The organism is Mammaliicoccus sp. K-M42 (genome assembly GCF_022386375.1).
Taxonomy (GTDB): Bacteria; Bacillota; Bacilli; order Staphylococcales; family Staphylococcaceae; genus Mammaliicoccus; species Mammaliicoccus fleurettii.
The window spans coordinates 29,432-47,879 of sequence record NZ_JAJNIS010000017.1; the positions used below are offsets into that span (position 1 = coordinate 29,432).

The following is an 18,448-nucleotide window of genomic DNA, read 5'->3' on the forward strand; positions in this document are numbered from 1 at the left end:
GTATGTCATTTACATACAATTATCGTTCATTTTCATGTAGAATAATAACTAATAGAGAGGTGTAAACATGATACTTTTACAAATAAATAATTTAGAAAAATCTTTTGATGGCGATGTTATTTTTTCAGATGCTGATTTTGAAGTTAAAACAGGTGAAAGAATTGCAATAGTTGGAAGAAATGGTGCAGGTAAAACAACACTCATGAAAATTATTGCCGGCGTCGAAAGTTATGATTCAGGAAACATGTCTAAAGGTAAACAAGTTTCTATGGGATATTTAACACAACAAATGACATTAGACTCAAATGATACTGTTATGAATGAAATGAAAAAACCATTTGAACATGTAATAGTAATTGAAGAAAAGATGAAATCTTTAACAGACTGGTTAAGCAAACACGCAGATGACTATGATAGCGATACTTATCAAGAAAAGTTATCTCAATATGAAACACTATCAAATCAATACGAATCATTGGATGGCTATCAATATGAAAGTAAAATTAAAACTGTTTTAACGGGTTTGAATTTTATAGAGTCTGACTTTGATAGACAAATTCAATCATTCAGTGGTGGTCAAAAGACTAGATTATCGATGGCTCAGATGTTATTAAGTGAACCAGACTTGTTATTACTAGATGAACCTACTAACCATTTAGATATGGATACAACAGAATGGCTTGAGAACTATTTAACACATTTCAAAGGCGCTATCGTTATAATCAGTCACGATAGATACTTTTTAGATAAAATAGTTAACCAAGTTTACGATGTTGCTTTAGGTTCTGTAAAAAAATACGTAGGTAACTATAGTAAGTTTTTGAAAGAACGTGACGCACATTACGAAAAAGTAATGGCTGAATACGAAAGACAACAAAGTGAGATTAAAAAATTAGAAACATTTGTTGAAAAAAATATAACACGCGCATCTACAAGTGGTATGGCGAAAAGTAGACGTAAAGTCTTAGAACGAATGGAAAGAATCGATAAGCCAAGACTTGATGCAAAAAGTGCACAAATTAATTTCGAAATAAACCGAGCTACTGGTGAAGATGTTTTAAAAATTAATAATTTAGAAATTGGTTACTCTGAAAGCATAACTTCACCAATTAATTTAGAAGTAAAACGTCATGATCGCATCGCTATAATCGGTCCAAACGGAATCGGTAAATCTACTTTGATTAAGACAATCGCACAAAAGCTTCCTGCATTAGCTGGAGATGTCTTATTCGGTTCTAATATTCAGATTGGTTATTATGACCAAAAACAAGCAGAATTTAAATCCAATATGACAATATTAGATTATGTATGGAATCAATACTCACATATGCTAGAGAAAGACATTAGAACCATTTTAGGCAGATTCTTATTTACCCAGGATGAAGTCAAAAAAGTAATTAATGACTTATCAGGTGGAGAAAAAGCACGTCTTCAACTAGCATTGTTAATGCTAGAAAAAAATAACGTTCTTATTCTTGATGAACCTACCAACCATTTAGATATTGATTCTAAAGAAATGTTAGAACAAGCTCTACAAAACTATGAAGGCACACTACTCTTTGTATCACATGATCGATATTTTATTAATGAACTTGCTAATAAAGTATTCCATATCACTTATGAAGGTAATGAGCTTTTCCAAGGAGATTATCAATATTATTTAGAAAAACTAGAACAACGTGATGCAATCAATAGTTATGAACAAAATGATAGTTCCTCTACTCAAACAACTAAAGATGATAATTTTTATACAAATCAAAAACAACATAAAAAAGAAAAACGTAAACTTGAGCGACAATTAGAAGAAATTGAAAATAATATTTCTACATATGAAGAACAAATTACAAACTATGAGCATCAGCTTACATTGCCAGAAATATTTAATGATATTGAGAAGAGTAATGAAATTAATAATCTAAGAATAGAAACAGAACGTTTGCTCGAAGAAAACATGGAAAAATGGGAAGAAATAGAAAGTAAGCTCAATTAATCATAAATCACTAAGGTAAGTTTTACACCTTAGTGATTTTTTATATCGAATATTAATCACACTTTTATTCACAATAAAAAGACTTGTTTTACAGTCATCCACAGAGTTATCCTACTTATCCACAGGTAAAAAGTAAAAACAAGCCATTTATCGTAAAACTTATCCACAAATAAAACAAAAGATATACTTAGGTTATCCACAATTTGTGATTAACTTGTGCACAAGTACAAACGTTCTGTATTGACTTTATGAATATCTCATGCATTTTGTTGGTGACTTGTAAATATTGTGAAATCAAAATGAAGTTAATCTTAAATTATTAATCTAGTAGATTAATTCACTAGCTTTAATATTGAAAAAGTTTTATAATTTATGTAACCAATTTTCTTGTCTTGTACACTTTAGTAAAAAAACACTGCTTACTAAATTTAAATTTAGTAAGTGCTTAGAGTTAAATTTCATTGATTAATTGGTCTTGTGTATTATACAGAAGGGATGATGATTTATGAATAACGCTAACATTGAGAGTTATACAACAAAAGCTAAAGAATTGCTAGAGCATAAGATTATAACTAAAGAAGAATATGAACAACGTATTAAAGACTACACTGATTACACAAACAGTGAAGGAAAGTACACTAGAAAATGAACACATTAAAATGACTGAGACATAATTGTCCTAGAAATTTTATAAAAATCATTTTGGTAGCTCATAAAACTACCATCAGATTGCCCGCAAAGTTTAAAACTTTGTTGGCATTTTTTTATGCGCATGCTATGTAAATAAATCTATTGATAAACGTGACCATTATGAAATGATTCACGATTTGGCGATGTAAAAGAACAGCAAAATATGAGATGGACTAGATATAGAGAAATTAAAAAATTATCCATGGATACCCTTGCTTACACTTCTTTCTACTTATGTGAATACAGATATCCATACTTACACTTCTCTCTACTTGTGTGAACATAGATATCCTTGCTTACACTTCTCTCTACTTGTGTAAATATAGACACTTAAGATTAATAGTCTTTAACATAAATGTCCTAGTATTTTTATGAGAATCATTTAGCTAACTCTTAGAGACACCATTTTTCTATATAAAAATAAATATTTACAACGATTTTGTAGTGCTGACGCCTGAGGGAATAATATGAGTGAGAGACTACAGGTTCGAACCATACCCCTAGGCAAGCATGCACGAACAAAATCGTAAGATTATATAAAATAGATATACTTCCACCGATTTTGTAAAGTGCGGACGCCTGAGGGAATAGTATGTGTGAGAGACTATAGGCTCGAGCCATACCCCTAGGCAAGCATGCACTTTACAAAATCGTAAGATTGTATAAAAAATAAGCATATCACTTTAAAAATCAGTTAAGTGATATGCTTATTTGTTTTGATTTAGGATTTATATCCTAAGCTCTTATGATTTATTCTGTAATTGCATTTGCCATCCAAGTTACACCATATGGATCTTGGAATGAACCGAATAATGGAGACCATTCTACTTCTGCTAATTGCATATCTATTTTACACCCAGCAGCTTCAGCCTTCTTAAATAAATCGATAACTGCTTCTCTGTCGTTTTCATCATTATAGTTAAATTGGAAACAAGCTTGTGCGCCTTCATTATCAATATCTTTATTTTGCCATGTATCACTACACAAAAATGTCTTACCTAATAACTTGAAACTCGCATTCATTGTAAAAGATTCGGGCATTTGAAATTCCTCAGGTGCATCTTTGAATATTTCATGATTACCAGGTACTCTCATAATATCTGTTGCACCTAATTTCTCTTCGTAAAACTTTAATGCTTCAACGCTATTTTTAAAATTAAAATAACTATTTACTTCCACAAGTTTTCGCCTCCTATATCTTTTATTGTTCGAGTCAATTATAACTTCTGATGTGTAATATTACAAATATTTACTTAATTAAAAGTTTCAATATCTAGAGAGCTCTTGCCATTTAATTTCATGTCTGAAAATCTATTGTTTTCATATAAGAAATGGGCAACCGATCCTATCATTGCAGCATTGTCTGTACATAGATTTAATGGTGGTACACTCAATTCAATACCAAGCTTGTTAGACTCTTTCTCTAAAGTACTTCTTAAACCTTTGTTTGCTGCAACTCCTCCAGCTACGATTAAATGCTCAACATTATATTCTTTTACTGCAGACATTGTTTTACCTACCAATACTTCAACGACACTATTTTGAAAACTCGTAGCGACATCTTCTTTAACGATTTCTTCGTTTTTTTGTTTTTTATTATGCAATGTATTTATTACTGCACTTTTCAATCCACTAAAACTAAAATCATAGCTATCTTTTTCCAACCATACTCTAGGAAAATTCAAGGTATCCTTTCCTATTTGGGCCAATCTATCAACTTCTGGTCCACCTGGATAAGATAATCCTATTGTTCTTGCTACTTTATCATAAGCTTCTCCAACAGCGTCATCACGTGTTTCACCAATAATTTCAAAATCAAGATGATTCTTCATATAAATTAGTTCAGTATGCCCTCCAGATACAATGAGTGCAATTAATGGGAATTGAAGTGGTTTAATAAGGTGATTTGCATAAATATGTCCTGCTATATGATGAACCGGTATAAGCGGTTTTTGATGGCTAAATGCTAATGCTTTAGCACTAGCCACACCTACTAATAATGCACCAATTAATCCTGGTCCTTCAGTAACTGCTATTGCATCTATATCATCCATTGTCATATTTGCGTTCGATAATGCTTCATCTATAACTTGCGTCATAACTTCAACATGTTGTCTACTAGCAACTTCTGGTACAACACCACCAAATTTTTTGTGTGTCATCATTTGGGTAACGACTTCATTGCTTATAATTTCATTACCATTTTTGATCACACTAGCTGCTGTTTCGTCACAGCTCGTTTCTATACTTAAAATAATAGATTTAGTCATTTTTTAAACTCACCCACATCACTTTAGCATCCTCTCCGTCGCCATAATAATTTTTTCTGACACCACCATAAGTAAACCCAGCTTTTTCATATACATGTCTAGCAGCTTTATTTTCAATTCTTACTTCTAAGCTCATTGTCGTACATGTGGTACTTGCGTAATTCATAACATATTCTAATAATAATTGTCCTATCCCATTACTTCGATATGATTCGTCTACAGAAATTGTAGTTATTTGTGCCTGATCAATGACTATCCAAATACCACAATAGCCAATAATTTTTTCACCCAAAGACACAACGAAATAATGTGCAAATTCATTTTTTTCTAATTCATGATAGAAAGCTTCTAAAGACCACGAGCTATTTGTAAAACTTTGATTTTCTATTTTATAAACTTCTTGGACATCTTCAATACTCATTTTTCTAATTTCTAATGCTTTGTTTGATTGTTTTTCCAATTTTGTTCCGCCTCTGATAATTTTAAATATCGTGGTTTTAATTCATGAACGTTTAATACAGGCTGATCTTTTATTTGATTCATAAGTGAAGCATTTGGTAGATTCGTTATGATTCTACCATCTAATTTATTTTTCAAAGTTGCTGTATCGTTACCTACAAATATAAAAGGTTGAGTTTGATCATTTAAATATTTTTTAAGTTCTTCAATAGAAATATAACAATCTTCCATAACTTCTATTAAATTATCGTCTTCATATTTATAAACTCCTGCAAATACATGATCTCTTCTTGCATCAAATATAGGCACAATCAAATCTGTTTTACTATTGTAAGTCATAGCTAAAGATTTTAGCGAAGAAACTTCATATAATGGGATTTCCAATGAATATGCCAATGTTTTAGCTGTAGTGATACCAATTCTTAATCCAGTGTATGAGCCAGGACCATTGGCAACTACGATTTCTGTTAACATTTCAGGTGATACATTAGCCTCATTCATAAGTGTTTCAATCACCGGCATTAATTGTAAAGAATGATTTTTCTTTATATTAGATTGATAATTTAATAAGACAGTATCTTCTTTAACCAGAGATACAGCTAATGGCTGGTTTGAAGTATCAATTAATAAGGTTGTCATCATTTAACACTTCCTTTATTTGTTTATAGTGTTCACCCTTTGGAACTATTTCAAACAATCTTTTATTTTCTTCTATATACTTAATGTTAATTTCTAAATATTCTTCGGGTAGAAAATCTTTAATATATTCACTCCACTCTATGAGCGTTACAGCATCAGAAGTAAAATACTCATCAAATCCTAAGTCTTCATCACTATTTTCTAATCTGTAGCAATCCATATGATGAAAAGGTAATCTTCCTTTATACGATTTTATAATATTAAAGGTAGGTGAATTAATATTTCTCTTAACGCCTAATGCCTTACCAAAATATTGGCTAAACGTTGTCTTTCCAGCTCCTAAATCGCCATTTAATAAAATAACATCGTTCTCAGTTACGACTTGAGCAAGTTTTTCAGCTATTTTTTTCGTCTTTTCTAATGATTCAACTTGAATAAACATTATTTGGCACCTACTTTTACTTTACTTAAACTAACTGAATTATTATAACAAATATTTAATTAATTGGGTAATGAACGGTTCATATCTAACTAAAGCGCTTACATTATCTAAATTTTTAGAATAATCTAAATCTTCTGTTGACATGTGCTCAAATATGCGTTAAATTTAGAACATAAATTTTTTAACTATTCAAAAATCTTAATCAAAAATATAGTTCACATTTGAGAAGAAAGGACGAGTTGTAATGAGATATAATATGACAGCAAACAAACCGACAATCGAATACAGCATATTAGTAATTTTATTACGCTCAGAAGGACTCGAACAACAGTAAGTATCAATTTACTGTCAGGTTTAAGTCCTATTTCTACTTGAATGGGACTGAAAGCAGCGTCCCATATATTATTGGGGCGTTGCTTTTTTATTTTTCTAGAGGAGTGTAATTATGAGAAGTGACATGATCAAAAAAGGTGACCAACAAGCACCTGCAAGAAGCTTATTACATGCAACAGGACAAATTAAAGATCCTACAGATATGAATAAACCATTCATTGCGATTTGTAACTCTTATATTGATATTGTCCCAGGACATGTTCATTTAAGAGAATTAGCTGATGTAGCTAAAGAAGCTATTAGAGAAGCAGGTGGTATACCATTCGAATTTAATACGATTGGTGTCGATGACGGAATTGCAATGGGACACATTGGAATGCGCTACTCATTACCAAGTAGAGAAGTAATTGCTGACGCAGCAGAAACAGTAATCAATGCTCACTGGTTTGATGGTGTATTCTACATGCCAAACTGTGACAAGATTACACCAGGTATGCTTTTAGCATCTGTTAGAACAAATGTACCTGCTATCTTTTGTTCAGGAGGTCCAATGAAAGCTGGATTATCATCAACTGGTAAAGCTTTAACATTATCATCAATGTTTGAAGCAGTTGGTTCTTTCAAAGGTGGATCAATGTCAAAAGAAGAATTTTTAGACATGGAACAGAATGCATGCCCTACTTGTGGTTCATGTGCAGGCATGTTCACAGCAAATTCAATGAACTGTTTAATGGAAGTACTAGGACTTGCATTACCTTATAACGGTACAGCTATTGCAGTCGGAGAAGAAAGAAGAGAGTTAATTCGTGAAGCAGCATTTAAACTTATGGATTTAGTTAAGAATGATATCAAACCTAAAGACATTGTTACTAAAGACGCAATCGATGACGCATTTGCTTTAGATATGGCAATGGGAGGTTCTACTAATACAGTACTTCATACATTAGCTTTAGCAAATGAGGCTGGTATTGAATACGATTTAAATCGCGTTAACGAAATTGCTAAACGTACGCCTTACCTATCTAAAATTGCACCAAGTTCATCATATTCTATGCACGATGTTCATGAAGCTGGTGGTGTTCCAGCAATTATCGGTGAATTATTGAAAATGGATAATGTACTACACCCAGATAGAGTAACCGTCACAGGTAACACTTTAAGAGAAAATAATGAAAATAAAGAAATAAAAAATACTGATGTTATTCACACGAGAGATAATGCATTTTCTGAAACTGGTGGCTTATCAATGCTATTTGGGAACATTGCTCCCGATGGCGCAGCTATAAAAGTTGGTGGTGTCGATCCATCAATCAATAAATTTGTCGGTAAAGCAATTTGCTTTAGCTCACATGATGAAGCAGTAGAAGCAATTGATAACCATACAGTACGAGAAGGTCACGTAGTTGTCATTCGATATGAAGGACCTAAAGGTGGACCTGGAATGCCTGAGATGTTAGCCCCTACTTCATCTATCGTTGGTAGAGGATTAGGTAAAGATGTGGCATTAATAACTGACGGTAGATTCTCAGGTGCAACTAGAGGTGTTGCTGTAGGACATATTTCACCTGAAGCTGCAGCTGGAGGACCTATTGGATTGATTGAAGACGGAGATGAAATTGTAATTGATTTAATTAACCGAACATTAGATGTAAGTGTTTCTGAAGCTGAGTTACACGCTAGAAAACAAAACATCGAACCATTTAAAGCGAAAGTTAAAACTGGTTATCTTGCAAGATATACTGCGCTTGTTACAAGTGCAAATACAGGTGGCATCTTGAAAGTACCAGACGAACTAATTTAAGGAGTGATTTGCATGGCACTAACTACTAAATCATACAAAGAACCAGATGAAGCAACTAAAGAAAAGACAATAACATACACGGGTGCTGAACTACTCGTACAATCATTTATTGACCAAAAAGTTGATTACATTTTTGGATATCCTGGTGGTGCAGTCTTACCTTTATATGATGCTTTTTATGAAGGTAAAGTGCCTCACATTTTAACGAGACACGAACAAGGAGCTGTTCACGCTGCAGAAGGTTATGCAAGAGTAACAGGTAAACCTGGCGTAGTTGTTGTTACAAGCGGTCCAGGAGCGACAAATACTATTACAGGAATTGCTGATGCTATGAGTGATTCAATTCCACTCATTGTCATCACTGGCCAAGTTCATCGTCCTGGAATTGGTAAAGATGCCTTCCAAGAAGCTGATTTACTTTCAATGACAACACCTATTACGAAACATAATTATCAAGTAACAGATGTAAAAGATATTCCAAAGATTATAGATGAAGCTTTCCATATCGCTTCAACTGGACGTAAAGGACCTGTCGTAATTGATTTTCCTAAAGATATCGGTGTTCTTGAAACTGTTGAAGTTGCACCAAGAGAACTTGATTTACCAGGTTATCATATTGACCTAAATCCTGAAGAAAAAGAAATTGACCAGTTTATTCAAATGATACGCCAAGCTGAAAAGCCACTTATTTTAGCTGGTGCAGGTGTTAACCATGCCGAAGCTTCAAATGAACTTACATCTTTTGCGAATAAATACAAAATTCCTGTCGTTAATACTTTGTTAGGTTTAGGCTCTATCCCCTACTCTGATCCTTTATTTTTAGGTATGGGAGGTATGCATGGTTCATACGCTAGTAATATGGCACTAACAGAATGTGATTTGTTGATTAATTTTGGCAGCAGATTTGATGACCGTCTAGCAAGTAGCCCAGACGATTTTGCTAAAGATGCAAAAGTTATCCATGTCGATATTGATCCATGTGAAATCAACAAAATAATTCCAACTGATTTAGGTATTATTGCTGATGCAAAACTCACTCTTGAATCTCTATTAGAATATGAAACTCATGACCTTATTCACCATGATTGGTACGAACATTGTCTATCAAACAAAGCAACATACCCATTTAAATACGACAAACCCACTGATGACTTTGTTAAACCACAACAAGCAATTGAGTATATTGGTAAAATCACTAACGGTGATGCACTTGTCGCTACAGATGTAGGACAACACCAAATGTGGGTTGCACAATATTACCCGTTCAAGACACACGGTCAAATCATCACAAGTGGTGGTCTTGGAACTATGGGCTTTGGCATTCCAGCTGCAATGGGTGCAAAGTTTGCATATCCAGATAAAACTGTAGTTGCAGTTGTTGGTGACGGTGGTTTCCAAATGACAAATCAGGAAATGGCGATTCTTAATGAATTCAACAACGATATTAAAATCGTATTAATTAATAATGGTGCACTAGGGATGGTTAAACAATGGCAAGATAAGTTTTATAGCCAACGCTTTTCTCATTCAGTATTTTCAGGACAACCAGACTTTATGAAACTTTCAGAAAGCTACGGTGTTAAAAGTTTCATGATTGATTCTAATGAGAAATTGGAATCAACAATTGATGAAGCATTTGCACATAAAGGACCTGCCCTAATCGAAATTAGAATTTCCCCTTCTGAACCAGTACTTCCTATGGTTCCAAGTGGACAACCAAATTACAAGATGGAGGGCGTGGAATAATGAAAAGAACAATTAAGACTCAAGTACTCGATAGAGCGGGTACTCTCAACCGACTTACAAGTATTTTTGTAAGGAGACAATACAACATTGTTTCACTTTCAGCAACGCCAACTGAAACTGAGGGCATTACGAATATAACATTTATCGTAGATGTTTCAGATGAAAGCAGTACAGAAACAATTATTAAGCAACTAGAAAAACAAGTAAACGTAATATCTGCACTAGACATTACAGAAACAAATCTATTCAATAGAGAGCTCATATTAATTAAGCTAGGTCACCCTACTGATTATAAGTCTTTCGAAAAATTGATTCAGCCCTATGAAAATCAACTTACTATTTTAAAAGATGTTGAAGACCATATTTATTTACAAGCATTTGGAACCCATCAAACAATAGAAAATCTATTGGATGATTTAAAAATATATCCAGTGACACAAGTGTCACGAACAGGTTCAGCAGGATTACTATAAAACTAAACAATTTAATGGAGGCATTTATTATGACTAAAGTATTTTATGACAACACGGTAACAGAAGACGCATTACAAGGTAAAAAAATTGCAGTTATTGGATATGGTTCACAAGGACATGCACATTCACAAAACTTAAAAGATAATGGCTATGACGTTGTTATCGGTATTCGTCCAGGTAAATCATTTGATCAAGCTAAAGAAGATGGCTTCGAAGTTTATCCAGTAGAAGAAGCAGTTAAGCAATCTGACGTTGTAATGATCCTATTACCAGATGAAATTCAAGGACAAGTATATAAAGAAGAAATCGAATCTAACTTAGATGAAGGAAATGCTTTAGTATTTGCTCATGGATTTAATATTCATTTTAAAGTCATTCAACCACCAGAAAACGTTGATGTGTTCTTAGTAGCACCTAAAGGACCTGGTCATTTAGTAAGACGTACATTCGCTGAAGGTAGCGCTGTACCAGCTCTTTACGCTGTATATCAAGATGCGTCTGGCAAAGCAACACAATTAGCATTAAGCTACGCAAAAGGTATCGGTGCAACTAGAGCCGGTGTAATTGGTACAAGCTTTGAAGAAGAAACTGAAACAGATTTATTCGGTGAACAAGCAGTACTTTGTGGTGGCGTAACTAAACTTATCCAATCAGGGTTTGAAACTTTAGTTGAAGCAGGTTACCAACCAGAAATCGCATATTTCGAAGTATTACATGAAATGAAACTAATCGTTGATTTAATGTATGAAGGTGGAATGGAAAACATGCGTTATTCTATTTCAAATACTGCAGAATTTGGTGACTATGTATCAGGCGAACGCGTTATCACACCAGATGTTAAAGACAATATGAAAGCAGTTCTAAAAGATATCCAAACTGGTGCGTTTAGTGATCGCTTCATTAAAGATAACGAAAACGGCTTTGAAGAATTCTTGAGAATGCGTAAAGAACAACAAGGGCATCAAATTGAATCAGTTGGTAGAGATTTACGTGACATGATGCCATTCGTTAAAGCTAAAAGTATTCAATCTAAATAAATGTATTAGAACTTAAGGAGAGGATTATTATGTCAGATCATATTCAAATATTCGATACAACACTTAGAGATGGAGAACAGACACCAGGAGTAAACTTTTCATTCGATGAACGTCTCAAAATTGCTATACAACTAGAAAAATGGGGAGTCGATGTAATAGAAGCAGGCTTCCCCGCTTCTAGTGAAGGCAGTTTTAAATCAGTAGAAAGTATTTCAAAGGCATTAACAACTACTGCAGTTTGTGGCTTAGCTAGATGTAAAAAATCAGATATTGATGCTGTTCATGAATCTACAAAAGAAGCACAACATAGACAAATTCATATCTTTTTAGCTACTAGCCCTATTCATTTAGAATACAAATTAAAAATGACTGAAGAACAAGTTTTATCTTCGATTACAGAAAATGTTACTTATGCAAAAACATTATTTGAAAAAGTACAATTTTCACCTGAAGATGCAACTAGAACACCTTTACCATTTTTAATTAAAGCAGTTCAAGCGGCTGTTGATGCAGGTGCAAATATTATCAATATTCCTGATACTGTTGGTTATTCGTATCCTTCTGAATATGGTCAACTCTTTAAGACTCTCATTGAAACAGTTAAAAGTGATCACGAAGTAATTTATAGCTCTCATTGTCATGATGACCTAGGACTAGCAGTAGCAAATGGACTTGCTGCTTTTGAAAACGGTGCTCGTAGAGTTGAAGGTGCAATTAATGGTATTGGTGAACGTGCAGGTAATACAGCACTTGAAGAAATAGCGCTTGCGCTACATGTTAGACAAGACCATTTTAATCTATCAACAAATATAGACTTATCTGAAACTAAAAATACGAGTGACATAGTAAGTAGATTTTCTGGCCTTCGAGTCCCAAGAAATAAAGCAATTGTCGGACAAAATGCATTTAGCCATGAATCAGGTATACATCAAGATGGCATTCTAAAAAATCCTGAAACGTATGAAATTATGACACCTCAATTAGTTGGTGTTGTTAAAAATTCACTACCTTTAGGAAAACTATCTGGAAAACATGCATTTAGCGAAAAACTTATTGAACTTGGTTATGATTTATCTCCTGATGAACAAGTAGAAGTATTTAAACAATTCAAGTCTGTCGCAGATAAGAAAAAACAAGTTACAGATCGTGACATTCACGCTATTTTACAAGGTAGTGAACATGAAGAGAATGCATACTATAAAGTGAATGCATTACAACTACAATTTGTGTCTAATGGCTTACAAAGTTCTGTAGTCGTTATAGAAGATAAAGAAGGTAATACTTATCAAGACTCTTCTATTGGTTCAGGTTCTATCACTTCAATTTATAATGCAATAGATAGAATATTTGATTATTCACCTAAATTACAACAATACCGAATTGACTCTATTACGGAAGGTACAGATGCACAAGCTGAAGTACACGTACAAGTACAATTTGAAGATGAAGTATTTACTGGTATAGGTATTGATTATGATATCTTATACGCATCTTGCAAAGCGTATGTAGAAGCGCACGCAAAATTCAGTAAAAACACAGTGAAAGAAGGCGTAAAGTCATGACATACAAAATCACTGCCCTACCCGGTGATGGTATCGGCCCAGAGATTTTAGAAGGTAGTATTGAAATATTAGAAGCACTTGCAAAAAAGTTTGAATTTGAATACGACTTAGTTACGAAAGATTTTGGAGGTATCGCCATAGATAAACATGGCGAACCTTTACCTCCTGAAACTTTAGAAGCATGTCAAAACAGTGATGCAATACTGTTAGGCGCTGTAGGTGGCCCTAAATGGACAAATCCTAAGAATAGACCAGAGCATGGTTTATTAGGTATTAGAAAATCACTAAAATTATTTGCTAATATTAGACCTACTATAGTTACTGAAGCTACTGCTCACCTTTCCCCACTAAAAGAATCATTAGTTAAAGATACTGATTTTATAATCGTTCGAGAATTAACTGGTGGCCTTTATTTTGGTGAACCAAAGTATTTCAATGAAAATCAAGCAGTAGATACATTGACTTATACTACAGAAGAAATAACAAGAATAGCTCACATAGCTTTTAAATTAGCTTTAAAAAGAAAGAATGTTGTAACGTCTGTTGATAAAGAAAATGTTTTAAGTTCTTCAAAATTATGGAGACAAACTTTAGAACAAGTTTCTAAAGAATATCCTGATGTAACGCTAAATCATTTATTAGTTGATGCATGTAGCATGCACCTTATAACTAATCCCAAGCAATTTGACGTTATTGTAACTGAGAATTTATTTGGTGATATCCTAAGTGATGAAGCTTCAGTAATTCCAGGTTCATTAGGCTTATCGCCTTCTGCTAGTTTTGGTGAAAGTGGCCCAAGTTTATATGAGCCAATACATGGATCTGCACCAGATATTGCAGGTCAAAATAAAGCAAATCCTAGTGGTATGTTACTCTCACTAGCAATGTGTATTCGTGAAAGTCTGCATCAACCAGAATGCGCACAACATCTAGAAAATATAGTTTTTAATACAATTAATGAAGGTATTGCCACAAAAGATTTAGGTGGTAGCTACAGCACATCTGAAGTCTTCGAAGCAATTAAAAAATCAATTTAAGAGGAGGAAAACGACATGTCACAAACATTATTTGATAAAGTATGGAATCGACATATAGTAGCTGGTAAAGAAGGTGAACCCCAATTATTATACATCGACTTGCACCTAATACATGAAGTTACATCTCCTCAAGCATTCGAAGGATTAAGATTGCAAAACAGAAAATTGAGACGACCTGATCGAACTTTTGGAACTTTAGATCATAATGTTCCTACTGTTGATATATTCAATATTAGAGATGAAATTGCTAATAAACAAATTAATGCCTTACAAAAAAATTGTGAAGCATTTGGTGTAAAGTTATTTGATATGGGTTCAGACGAACAAGGTATAGTACATATGGTTGGTCCAGAAACAGGTTTAACACAGCCAGGTAAAACAATCGTATGTGGAGATTCACATACTGCTACTCATGGTGCATTTGGTGCTATTGCATTTGGAATAGGTACTAGTGAAGTTGAACATGTTTTTGCAACTCAAACATTATGGCAAACTAAACCTAAAAACTTAAAAATTCAAGTAGATGGTACCCTACCTACTGGTGTATATGCAAAAGATATCATCTTATATTTGATTAACCAATATGGAGTTGATTTTGGTAGTGGATACGCTTTAGAATTCGCAGGTGAAGCTATTTCCAATATGTCAATGGACGAGCGAATGACTATTTGTAATATGGCCATTGAAGCTGGTGCTAAGTATGGAATGATGAAGCCAGATGAAACAACTTTTGAATATGTTAAAGGTCGTGAATATCAACCTGAAAACTTTGAAGAAAAAGTAGAAGATTGGAAAACGCTTTATTCTGATGAAGATGCTACTTATGATAAAATCATCACAGTTGATGTAAGTGATTTAGAACCACAAGTTACATGGGGAACTAGTCCAGAAATGGGCGTAAGTTTCAGTACACCATTCCCAGAAATCAATGATATTAATGATGAAAGAGCGTATAACTATATGGGGCTTAAACCTGGTCAAACCGCACGAGATATTCCTCTAGGTTATGTATTCCTTGGTTCTTGTACAAATGCTAGACTTTCAGATTTAATTGAAGCGAGTAAAATAATAGATGGACACCAAGTTCATCAAGATATTACAGCTATAGTCGTACCAGGTTCACGAAGCGTTAAACTACAAGCTGAGGCACTAGGATTAGATAAGATTTTCAAAGATGCAGGCTTTGATTGGCGAGAACCAGGATGTTCAATGTGTCTAGGTATGAATCCCGATCAAGTACCAAATGGGGTACATTGTGCCTCAACGAGTAACCGTAACTTTGAAGGACGACAAGGTAAAGGTGCAAGAACACATCTCGTATCTCCAGCTATGGCTGCTGCGGCTGCTATAAATGGAAGATTTGTAGATACTAGAAAGGTGGTCATTTAAATGGAACCTATTAACATCTTTAATGGGAAAACAGTTCCCCTATTGAATGATAATATTGATACGGATCAAATTATCCCTAAAGTCTTTTTAAAAAGAATAACTAAAACAGGATTTGGCCCTTTTCTATTTGATGAATGGCGCTATCTTGAAGACGGTTCTGAAAATCCAGACTTCAACTTAAATAAACAGGAATATAAAGGTGCAAGCATTTTAATTTCTGGTGACAATTTTGGTTGTGGATCATCAAGAGAACATGCCGCATGGGCGCTTAAAGATTTTGGGTTCCTTATTATTATTGCAGGTAGTTTTAGTGATATCTTTTATATGAATTGTACTAAAAATGGTATGCTTCCTATTGCTATTGAAAATAAAAATGATAGAGAAGCGATTGCTCAACATAGTGATATAACTATTGATTTACCAAATCAAGAAGTTATTACACCTGAAGCAAAATATCATTTTGAAATAGATTCAACATGGAAGAATAAACTTGTTAATGGGCTAGATGATATTGCTATTACATTAACTTACGAAGATCAAATAAACGAATATGAGAAAATGCACAACTAATTTGGGAGTGATAAAATGACCTTAAAAACACGTTTAAGTGCCGAAGATATAGAAGATGCTTTTTTAAAATTAAAAGACACTGTTAAACAAACACCTTTAGAAAAAGATATGTATTTATCACAAAAATTTGATTGTAACGTATACTTAAAAAGAGAAGACCTTCAATGGGTGCGCTCATTTAAATTACGAGGTGCATACTATGCCATTAATCAATTAACTGATGAAGAAAGAGCAAACGGCGTTAGTTGTGCAAGCGCAGGTAATCATGCCCAAGGTATTGCATTTACTGCTAAACAACTTGAAATTAAAGCAGTTATTTTCATGCCAGTTACTACCCCAGCTCAAAAAATTAATCAAGTGAAATTTTTCGGTGGTGAATTTGTTCAAATTGAATTAATTGGAGACACATTTGATGATTGTTTGAAACATGCCCTTGAATATACTGAAAAATTTGGATTAAGCTTTATTGATCCATTTGATAATATTAATACGATTGCTGGTCAAGGTACTATTGCAAAAGAAATGGTAGATTATGCAAATGATGAGAACATTCAATTTGACTATTGCTTTGCTGCAATCGGTGGTGGCGGACTTATTTCTGGAGTTGGTACATATTTAAAAGAAAATATGCCGACTACACAAGTTATAGGTGTAGAACCATTAGGAGCAAGTAGCATGGCTCAATCAGTAAAAGCAAATAAGATTGTAACGTTAACTGACATCGATAAATTTGTAGATGGTGCTTCAGTAGGAAAAGTTGGACAATTAACGTTTGATATTTCTAAAAATGTAGTAGACAATTTTGTAGCTGTAGATGAAGGTGAAGTTTGTAGCACTATTCTTGATATGTACTCGAAGCAAGCCATTATAGCCGAACCAGCTGGTGCATTAAGTGTTAGTGCTCTTAATCATTATACAAATGAAATTAAAGGTAAAAATGTAGTATGCATTGTAAGTGGTGGTAATAACGATATTAATAGAATGAAAGAAATCGAAGAAAGATCCCTCTTATTCGAAGATATGAAACATTACTTTATCGTTAATTTCCCACAAAGACCTGGCGCTTTAAGAGAATTTGTAAATGACGTATTGGGTCCTAATGATGACATTACTAAATTTGAATACTTAAAAAAATCTAGTCAAAATACTGGTTCTGTTATTATTGGTATTCAACTTAAGGACCATAATGATCTTGACCAATTATATAAGAACGTCAGTGAATTTGATCCTAAATACATTTACATTAATCAAAACAAAATGCTTTATTCACTACTGATTTAAAAGATAGTAGAATATAAATCCTAACTTAAAATAAATGGGCATATCACTTAACTGAGTTTTCAGTTTTATAGTGATATGCTTATTTTTTTAATATCTTATGATTTTGTACGTGCATGCTTGCCTAGGGGTATGGCTCGAGCCTGCAGTCTCTCACACATACTATTCCCTCATGCGTCAGCACTTTACAAAATCGTGACAAACATCTATTTTTATACAAAAAGTAAGAGCAGAAATTCTAATATATTTATGTCCTAACTCTTTTATCACTTCTTTTTAATTTGTAATATTTGAGTCCGTTCTCAAAATCTATTTTTTGATTAAGTTTCTCAGTCTTTTTTTACTATTTTTTAAAGTTTATAGTGATATGCTTATTTTTAATATCTTACGATTTTGTACGTGCATGCTTGCCTAGGGTATGGCTCGAGCCTGTAGTCTCTCACGCATACTATTCCCTCAGGCGTCCGCACATACAAAATTGTGATATTTTTCGGATATTTTAAAGCTATTTTGGGTATAGCCATTCCGTTTATTATTACATGGACAACGCAAAGTAAAATGTACGAACTATGTATGCAGTAATGGCAAGAAATATAAGAAAAATTTTCTTAGAGTTTTATATTCCTTTTAATTTTTTACATAAAAAAAAGAGACCTAACAGGTCTCGAGTGCGGCTCATCGCATCCATTTATAAATATTTGCCCGGCAACGTCCTACTCTCGCGGAACGTAA

The 18,448-nt window shown here is 33.5% G+C and carries 16 protein-coding genes; 11 read left to right on the forward strand and 5 right to left on the reverse strand.

What is annotated here, in order from left to right:
* The first annotated feature begins 67 nt into the window (after positions 1-67).
* The gene (locus tag LQ668_RS09295; RefSeq protein ID WP_107509494.1) at positions 68-1,990 is read left to right on the forward strand and encodes an ABC-F family ATP-binding cassette domain-containing protein; all 1,923 of its coding nucleotides are present in this window, start codon (positions 68-70) and stop codon (positions 1,988-1,990) included.
* 505 nt (positions 1,991-2,495) lie between these two features.
* Positions 2,496-2,639, forward strand: a complete 144-nt coding sequence (locus LQ668_RS09300; protein WP_182476958.1) for a hypothetical protein — start codon at positions 2,496-2,498, stop codon at positions 2,637-2,639.
* Positions 2,640-3,430: 791 nt separating this feature from the next.
* Here the strand turns inward: LQ668_RS09300 and LQ668_RS09305 are convergent.
* From LQ668_RS09305 to tsaE, 5 genes are all read right to left on the reverse strand, one after another.
* Positions 3,431-3,859 carry a VOC family protein gene (locus LQ668_RS09305; RefSeq protein WP_078358298.1) on the reverse strand — a complete coding sequence of 143 codons (429 nt, stop codon included), beginning with the start codon at positions 3,857-3,859 and terminating at the stop codon, positions 3,431-3,433.
* Positions 3,860-3,933: 74 nt separating this feature from the next.
* On the reverse strand, positions 3,934-4,950 hold the full coding sequence (gene tsaD / locus LQ668_RS09310; RefSeq protein ID WP_107509982.1) for a tRNA (adenosine(37)-N6)-threonylcarbamoyltransferase complex transferase subunit TsaD: 1,017 nt from the start codon (positions 4,948-4,950) through the stop codon (positions 3,934-3,936).
* Entirely contained in the window at positions 4,943-5,371 is a 429-nt protein-coding gene (rimI, locus tag LQ668_RS09315; protein ID WP_411815073.1) for a ribosomal protein S18-alanine N-acetyltransferase, read from the reverse strand. Before rimI ends, tsaD begins: the two co-directional genes overlap by 8 nt.
* Positions 5,372-5,382: 11 nt before the next feature.
* Complete coding sequence (tsaB, locus tag LQ668_RS09320; protein WP_170167681.1) at positions 5,383-6,048, reverse strand: tRNA (adenosine(37)-N6)-threonylcarbamoyltransferase complex dimerization subunit type 1 TsaB; 666 nt, start codon at positions 6,046-6,048, stop codon at positions 5,383-5,385.
* Positions 6,029-6,490: a tRNA (adenosine(37)-N6)-threonylcarbamoyltransferase complex ATPase subunit type 1 TsaE gene (tsaE, locus tag LQ668_RS09325; protein WP_078358303.1), complete on the reverse strand. Its 462-nt coding sequence runs from the start codon at positions 6,488-6,490 to the stop codon at positions 6,029-6,031. The genes tsaB and tsaE overlap by 20 nt, the downstream gene beginning before the upstream one ends.
* 445 nt (positions 6,491-6,935) lie before the next feature.
* On the opposite strand from tsaE, the gene ilvD reads away from it, so the two are divergent.
* The 9 genes from ilvD to ilvA are packed head-to-tail and all read left to right on the forward strand — an operon-like array spanning position 6,936 to position 17,719.
* The gene (gene ilvD, locus LQ668_RS09330; protein ID WP_078358305.1) at positions 6,936-8,624 is read left to right on the forward strand and encodes a dihydroxy-acid dehydratase; all 1,689 of its coding nucleotides are present in this window, start codon (positions 6,936-6,938) and stop codon (positions 8,622-8,624) included.
* Between the two features lie 12 nt (positions 8,625-8,636).
* A complete protein-coding gene (gene ilvB, locus LQ668_RS09335; protein WP_107509984.1) occupies positions 8,637-10,370 on the forward strand; it encodes a biosynthetic-type acetolactate synthase large subunit in 1,734 nt (577 codons plus the stop codon).
* Positions 10,370-10,843: an acetolactate synthase small subunit gene (gene ilvN / locus LQ668_RS09340; RefSeq protein WP_078358309.1), complete on the forward strand. Its 474-nt coding sequence runs from the start codon at positions 10,370-10,372 to the stop codon at positions 10,841-10,843. Before ilvB ends, ilvN begins: the two co-directional genes overlap by 1 nt.
* A 29-nt stretch (positions 10,844-10,872) precedes the next feature.
* Positions 10,873-11,880, forward strand: a complete 1,008-nt coding sequence (ilvC, locus tag LQ668_RS09345) for a ketol-acid reductoisomerase (protein ID WP_107509985.1) — start codon at positions 10,873-10,875, stop codon at positions 11,878-11,880.
* 29 nt (positions 11,881-11,909) lie between these two features.
* On the forward strand, positions 11,910-13,442 hold the full coding sequence (locus LQ668_RS09350) for a 2-isopropylmalate synthase (RefSeq protein ID WP_078358313.1): 1,533 nt from the start codon (positions 11,910-11,912) through the stop codon (positions 13,440-13,442).
* Positions 13,439-14,479 carry a 3-isopropylmalate dehydrogenase gene (gene leuB, locus LQ668_RS09355; protein ID WP_107509986.1) on the forward strand — a complete coding sequence of 347 codons (1,041 nt, stop codon included), beginning with the start codon at positions 13,439-13,441 and terminating at the stop codon, positions 14,477-14,479. The genes LQ668_RS09350 and leuB overlap by 4 nt, the downstream gene beginning before the upstream one ends.
* 15 nt (positions 14,480-14,494) lie before the next feature.
* On the forward strand, positions 14,495-15,868 hold the full coding sequence (gene leuC, locus LQ668_RS09360) for a 3-isopropylmalate dehydratase large subunit (RefSeq protein WP_107509987.1): 1,374 nt from the start codon (positions 14,495-14,497) through the stop codon (positions 15,866-15,868).
* Positions 15,869-16,438: a 3-isopropylmalate dehydratase small subunit gene (gene leuD, locus LQ668_RS09365; protein WP_078358317.1), complete on the forward strand. Its 570-nt coding sequence runs from the start codon at positions 15,869-15,871 to the stop codon at positions 16,436-16,438.
* Positions 16,439-16,453: 15 nt separating this feature from the next.
* Positions 16,454-17,719: a threonine ammonia-lyase IlvA gene (gene ilvA, locus LQ668_RS09370; protein WP_107509989.1), complete on the forward strand. Its 1,266-nt coding sequence runs from the start codon at positions 16,454-16,456 to the stop codon at positions 17,717-17,719.
* The last annotated feature ends 729 nt before the right edge of the window (positions 17,720-18,448 follow it).

What these genes read in the sequence shown, in the direction of transcription:
- LQ668_RS09295 (WP_107509494.1), top strand. Translation starts at nt 68, where the DNA reads ATGATACTTTTACAAATAAATAATTTAGAAAAATCTTTTGATGGCGAT.
- LQ668_RS09300 (WP_182476958.1), top strand. Translation starts at nt 2,496, where the DNA reads ATGAATAACGCTAACATTGAGAGTTATACAACAAAAGCTAAAGAATTG.
- tsaD (WP_107509982.1), bottom strand. Translation starts at nt 4,950, where the DNA reads ATGACTAAATCTATTATTTTAAGTATAGAAACGAGCTGTGACGAAACA.
- rimI (WP_411815073.1), bottom strand. Translation starts at nt 5,371, where the DNA reads ATGAGTATTGAAGATGTCCAAGAAGTTTATAAAATAGAAAATCAAAGT.
- tsaB (WP_170167681.1), bottom strand. Translation starts at nt 6,048, where the DNA reads ATGACAACCTTATTAATTGATACTTCAAACCAGCCATTAGCTGTATCT.
- tsaE (WP_078358303.1), bottom strand. Translation starts at nt 6,490, where the DNA reads ATGTTTATTCAAGTTGAATCATTAGAAAAGACGAAAAAAATAGCTGAA.
- ilvD (WP_078358305.1), top strand. Translation starts at nt 6,936, where the DNA reads ATGAGAAGTGACATGATCAAAAAAGGTGACCAACAAGCACCTGCAAGA.
- ilvB (WP_107509984.1), top strand. Translation starts at nt 8,637, where the DNA reads ATGGCACTAACTACTAAATCATACAAAGAACCAGATGAAGCAACTAAA.
- ilvN (WP_078358309.1), top strand. Translation starts at nt 10,370, where the DNA reads ATGAAAAGAACAATTAAGACTCAAGTACTCGATAGAGCGGGTACTCTC.
- ilvC (WP_107509985.1), top strand. Translation starts at nt 10,873, where the DNA reads ATGACTAAAGTATTTTATGACAACACGGTAACAGAAGACGCATTACAA.
- LQ668_RS09350 (WP_078358313.1), top strand. Translation starts at nt 11,910, where the DNA reads ATGTCAGATCATATTCAAATATTCGATACAACACTTAGAGATGGAGAA.
- leuB (WP_107509986.1), top strand. Translation starts at nt 13,439, where the DNA reads ATGACATACAAAATCACTGCCCTACCCGGTGATGGTATCGGCCCAGAG.
- leuC (WP_107509987.1), top strand. Translation starts at nt 14,495, where the DNA reads ATGTCACAAACATTATTTGATAAAGTATGGAATCGACATATAGTAGCT.
- leuD (WP_078358317.1), top strand. Translation starts at nt 15,869, where the DNA reads ATGGAACCTATTAACATCTTTAATGGGAAAACAGTTCCCCTATTGAAT.
- ilvA (WP_107509989.1), top strand. Translation starts at nt 16,454, where the DNA reads ATGACCTTAAAAACACGTTTAAGTGCCGAAGATATAGAAGATGCTTTT.